At 50.2% G+C, this 4,853-nt stretch carries 7 protein-coding genes; all 7 read left to right on the top strand.

The genetic code is table 11. The features are described 5' to 3' along the window. A partial coding sequence (locus AC1WIP_RS11415; RefSeq protein ID WP_481141942.1) for an NAD(P)/FAD-dependent oxidoreductase occupies positions 1–706 on the top strand: 706 nt, incomplete at its 5' end. Between the two features lie 68 nt (positions 707–774). Continuing rightward, positions 775–1,644: a glutamate 5-kinase gene (proB, locus tag AC1WIP_RS11410; protein WP_318709689.1), complete on the top strand. Its 870-nt coding sequence runs from the start codon at positions 775–777 to the stop codon at positions 1,642–1,644. 15 nt (positions 1,645–1,659) lie between these two features. Continuing rightward, positions 1,660–1,887: a DUF896 domain-containing protein gene (locus AC1WIP_RS11405; protein ID WP_481141941.1), complete on the top strand. Its 228-nt coding sequence runs from the start codon at positions 1,660–1,662 to the stop codon at positions 1,885–1,887. Next, positions 1,862–2,419 (top strand): 5-formyltetrahydrofolate cyclo-ligase, encoded by a 558-nt coding sequence (locus AC1WIP_RS11400; RefSeq protein WP_318705293.1) that lies wholly within the window; start codon positions 1,862–1,864, stop codon positions 2,417–2,419. The genes AC1WIP_RS11405 and AC1WIP_RS11400 overlap by 26 nt, the downstream gene beginning before the upstream one ends. A 93-nt stretch (positions 2,420–2,512) precedes the next feature. Further along, complete coding sequence (locus AC1WIP_RS11395; RefSeq protein WP_481141940.1) at positions 2,513–3,760, top strand: glutamate-5-semialdehyde dehydrogenase; 1,248 nt, start codon at positions 2,513–2,515, stop codon at positions 3,758–3,760. 45 nt (positions 3,761–3,805) lie between these two features. Then, positions 3,806–4,357 carry an inorganic diphosphatase gene (locus AC1WIP_RS11390; protein WP_481141939.1) on the top strand — a complete coding sequence of 184 codons (552 nt, stop codon included), beginning with the start codon at positions 3,806–3,808 and terminating at the stop codon, positions 4,355–4,357. A gap of 199 nt (positions 4,358–4,556) precedes the next feature. Beyond that, positions 4,557–4,793, top strand: a complete 237-nt coding sequence (locus AC1WIP_RS11385) for a FeoA family protein (RefSeq protein ID WP_481141938.1) — start codon at positions 4,557–4,559, stop codon at positions 4,791–4,793. Positions 4,794–4,853 lie beyond the last annotated feature (60 nt).

Raw genomic sequence — 4,853 nt, 5'->3', positions numbered from 1 at the left:
AGCGGCAGCTTATAAGCTGACTGCTCAGGCAGAAAACAAGAGAGGTGTTTATTCGTTCTGTATGTGCCCCGGAGGCTATGTGGTAAACGCATCCTCCGAGGAGGGCAGGCTGGCTGTCAACGGCATGAGCTACAGCGGACGGGACAGCCGGGCGGCAAACAGCGCCATTATTGTGTCTGTGACAAGTGAGGATTATGGTTCAAAGCATCCCCTGGCAGGCATTGCCTTTCAGAGAAGGCTGGAGGAAAGAGCCTTTTTGCTGGGAAGTGGGAAAATACCTGTGCAGCGCTATGATGTTTTTCAAAGGTGCGTGGAGACGGGAATGGATCAGGAGCAGCTTTTGGCTCAGGGAGTGATTTCCGGCCTGGCAGCGGAGGCGGGATGTGAGCCGCTCTGTAAGGGGGAGTTTTGCTACGGGGATGTGAGCCGGATTCTGCCCCGGGAATGCAATGAGGCCTTTGTGGACGGCATGAAGGCCTTCGGCAGGCAGATCAAGGGCTTCGACGGGCCGGAGGCTCTGCTTCTTGGTGTGGAAAGCAGAACCTCATCCCCAGTGCGTATCCACAGGGACGAGACTCTGCAGTCTGCCATCAGAGGGCTTTATCCCTGCGGGGAGGGAGCAGGCTATGCGGGAGGCATTACCTCCGCGGCTATGGATGGACTGCGGGTTGCGGAGGCCATTGCAGGAGAATTGGGGAGACATTGACGGCGAAGGGAAAATAAAGTAGAATAACAGTCAGAAAAAATGCTACATGCAGAAAACGAGGAAAAACTTTGAGCAGCCTAAGGGAATACATAAAGGATAAAAAGCGTATTGTGGTAAAAATCGGTTCCTCCTCCCTGCAGCACAGGGAGACCGGCGATTTGGATTATATTCGGCTGGAAAAGCTGGTGAGGGAGCTGTGCGATATCCGCAACCAGGGAAAGGAGGTTGTGCTTGTGACCTCTGGGGCCATTGCCGTGGGAAAAAAGGCAGTGCATTTGAAGGAAATAACGGCCCCCACCCAGGCGGAGGCAATGGCGGTAAAGCAGGCCTGTTCCGCGGTGGGACAGGCGAGACTGATGATGACCTATCAGAAGCTGTTTGCGGAGTACAATCAGGTGGCGGCGCAGATACTGATGACAAAGAATACGGTCGTGGACAATTTGAACCGCTATAACGCCCACAATACCTTCTCCCAGCTTCTGCGCATGGGAGTAATCCCCATAGTGAACGAGAATGATACAGTGGCAACCTACGAAATAGAAATCGGCGATAACGATACGCTTTCCGCCATTGTGGCAGCCTTGATTCAGGCGGATCTTCTGATTCTTTTGTCGGATATTGACGGCCTGTATACAGATGATCCCAGGAAAAACCCGGAGGCTCGTTTTATTGAACAGGTGGATGAACTGACGGATGATCTGATGGAAATGGGAAAATCCAGCACGGGAAGCAGCGTGGGTACAGGAGGCATGAACACCAAGCTGATCGCTGCAAAAATCGCCACAAGCTCTAATGTAGACATGATTATTGCCAACAGCCGGGATATCGGCGTGCTGCACAGGATTTTAGCAGGAGAAAAGGAGGGCACTCTTTTTGTGGCCCATCAAAGGGAAGGGTTTGACCTGCCTGCTTTTGTGGAAAATTTACATAAGTTTTAGAGGGGAAGCACTGTCATGAACATGGAAGAGAGAATCAGACGGATCAACGAGCTCTACCACAAGTCTCAAAACCAGGGATTAAGCGAGGCTGAAAAGGAGGAGCAGGCAAGACTCCGCAGAGAATACGTGGAAAGCATCCGAAGGAATCTGCGGGCCCAGCTTGACAATATTACCATCGAGAGGCCGGACGGCACCTTGGAAAATCTTGGGGAAAAATATGGAAACAAAAAAAGAAATTCGTAAAAGAGCGCTGGCTGAGAGAGCGCGTCTTAAGAAAGAGGAGAGAGAAAGAGCCTGCGTGCTGGTGACAGAGCGCATATTGGGCCATCAATGGTTTTATGGCGCGGAAAGCATTCTGGGCTTTGCTGGCTTCGGAAGCGAGATAGATACCAGCGAGCTTTTAAAAGAAGCTCTGAGAACAGGAAAGAGACTTTATCTGCCCAGGGTAGAGGGAGAAATTATGAATTTTTACAGGGTAAGGTCACTGGGTGACCTTATTTCCGGATATAAAGGGATTTTGGAGCCCCTGCCGGGCACAGAGGCATATGAATATTCTCATGAGAATGCCCAGAGAACCCTGATGCTGATGCCCGGAGCGGCATTTGACGGGATGCGGGGCAGGCTCGGCTATGGAAAGGGATTCTATGACAAATATCTGGCAGATAAGCCGGCTTTACAGCTTCGGACCATAGCCATCGGCTTTCGCTGCCAGATGGTGGAGGAAATCCCCATGGAAGAACGGGATATAAGGCCCTGTCAGGTGATATGCTGTTAGAGGCGGGTTTTTCTTATAAAGCGATTTGCGTCTGAGCGCTGCCCGGCGCAAGAGCATTGTGTGAAAAAAGCAGCGCAGAAATGAGGAAGTTCTATGACAGATTTACAAGCGATGGGCGAGAGGGCCGTCTCGGCCAAATATGCCCTGCAGAAGGTGTCTGCGCAGGAAAGAGACAACACCCTTAGAGAAGCGGCAAAGCTGCTTTGCAGTCAGGCCCAAAAGATTCTTGACGCCAATGAAGAGGATATTCGCGCAGCGCAGGAAAGCGGTATGCACCCGGGAATGATTGACAGACTCCGTCTGACAAAGGAGCGTATTGAAGCCATGGCGGAGGGACTGTGCCAGATTGCAGAGCTGCCCCACTGTGTGGGGGAGATTATGGAGCGGTTTGAGCGCCCCAACGGCCTTGTGATCGAGAAAAAGAGAGTTCCCCTTGGCGTAATCGGGATCATCTATGAATCCCGCCCTAATGTGACGGCGGATGCCTTCGGGCTTTGCTTTAAGACCGGAAACGCAGTGATTTTAAAAGGGGGGAGCGATGCCATCTGTTCCAACATTGCCATTGTGGAAATCCTCAGAAATGCTCTGGAGCAGACAGAAATGCCTGTGGATGCCCTCCAGCTGATTGAAAGTACGGATAGAGCTGTCGCAGCCGCCTTTATGAAAATGAACAGGTATGTAGATGTGCTGATTCCCAGAGGGGGAGCAGGACTGATACGAAGTGTGGTGGAAAACAGCACTGTTCCCGTGATCGAGACGGGAACGGGAAACTGCCATGTATATGTGGATAAGGATGCAGATCTGGACATGGCGGTTCGCATTGTTGTCAATGCCAAAACCCAGCGCATCGGCGTGTGCAATGCCTGTGAGTCCCTTGTGATCCACAGAGACATCGAAGCGGCGTTTCTGCCAAAGCTTGCAGAAGCTCTGAGCCCTTCGAATGTGGAGCTTCGGGGGGACTTGGCTGTCAGAGAAGTGCTTCCGGAGTGTGTTCCCGCCTCAGAGGAGGATTATGGCACAGAATATCTGGACTATATTCTATCCTTAAAGACAGTGGACAGCGTGGAGGAGGCCATTGCCCACATCAACAAATATAATACGAAGCATTCCGACTGCATTGTCACACAGAATAAAGAGACCGGAGAAAAATTTCTCAATGAGGTGGATGCGGCATGCGTTTATGTGAACGCCTCAACCCGCTTTACGGACGGATTTGAATTTGGCTTTGGGGCGGAAATCGGAATCAGCACCCAGAAGCTTCACGCAAGAGGCCCCATGGGCTTAAAGGAGCTGACATCCTATAAATATGTGATTCATGGAAACGGCCAGATCCGCGGATGACTTTAATTTGGAGCTTGAAATGCGCTTCGGAAAGGGAGGATTATTATGAAAGAAATGAATGGAAGTATTTGGCACACTATGAGCACCCAGAGGGTGACGCCTGCGGATTTTATTTGTGTGATTGAGATTTCAAAGGGAAGTAAAAACAAATATGAAATGGATAAGGAGACCGGTTTTCTGATCTTGGACCGTATTTTACATACCTCCACCCATTACCCGGCAAATTATGGCTTTATTCCCCGCACCTACGGCGACGACGGAGATCCCCTGGATGTACTTTTGCTGTGCTCTGAGCCTGTGCAGCCCATGACACTGGTGAGAGCTTATCCCATCGGCGTTATTTCCATGCTGGATAACGGCAAGAATGATGAGAAAATCATAGCGGTACCCTTTAATGACCCCTATTACAACTGCTATCACGATATCAGTGAACTGCCGCCCCATGTGGTAGATGAAATGGAGCATTTCTTTACGGTGTATAAGTCCCTGGAGAACAAGACCACGGCAGTAAACGAGAAGGGAAACAGGGAAGAGGCCATTGAGGTCATCCGTAAATGCCTGGACAACTATGTGGATACCTTTATTAAAAGCTGGTAATAGGTAATTGCGAAACTCGATCCCTGGTATCAGAAACTGGGCATAATAACCAAAATAACGGTGACGAAATACTGCTTTGGAATCCGTTTTTGGTTATTATGACTAGGTTCGTGACTCTCTCAGCGAGTTTTGCAAACGCCTATGTTGAGAATCAAATGCGAGAGGAGACAGGAGGGCTGGACGCCTTCCCGGGAATAAAATGACTTTATATGAGGCACAAAAGAATGAAAGCTACCGCATCAGCGGACTGTATGTGGAGCCTGCTGTCACAAGAAGGCTGCAGGCGCTGGGCTTAAATGACGGCACCCCTGTGAAGGTGCTGAACAGAAAGCGCCGGGGAGCCATGATTATCCAGGTGCGGGGCACAAGGCTGGCCCTCGGAAAGCATATTTCCTCTAATATCGAAATTAAACGGATGGAGGAGGAAAAGGCTTGAGCGTCGGTAAAAGAAAGAACGAATCAAAGACAAATTTAAAATCAAATCAGTATACAAACC

The sequence above is a fragment of the Acetatifactor sp. genome, assembly GCF_982438285.1.
This window is presented reverse-complemented; position numbering and strand designations above follow the sequence as displayed.

Bases quoted from the DNA above. Each gene is read 5' to 3' on its own strand.
- AC1WIP_RS11405 (WP_481141941.1), top strand. From the start codon at position 1,660: ATGAACATGGAAGAGAGAATCAGACGGATCAACGAGCTCTACCACAAG.
- AC1WIP_RS11400 (WP_318705293.1), top strand. From the start codon at position 1,862: ATGGAAACAAAAAAAGAAATTCGTAAAAGAGCGCTGGCTGAGAGAGCG.
- AC1WIP_RS11395 (WP_481141940.1), top strand. From the start codon at position 2,513: ATGACAGATTTACAAGCGATGGGCGAGAGGGCCGTCTCGGCCAAATAT.
- AC1WIP_RS11390 (WP_481141939.1), top strand. From the start codon at position 3,806: ATGAAAGAAATGAATGGAAGTATTTGGCACACTATGAGCACCCAGAGG.
- AC1WIP_RS11385 (WP_481141938.1), top strand. From the start codon at position 4,557: ATGACTTTATATGAGGCACAAAAGAATGAAAGCTACCGCATCAGCGGA.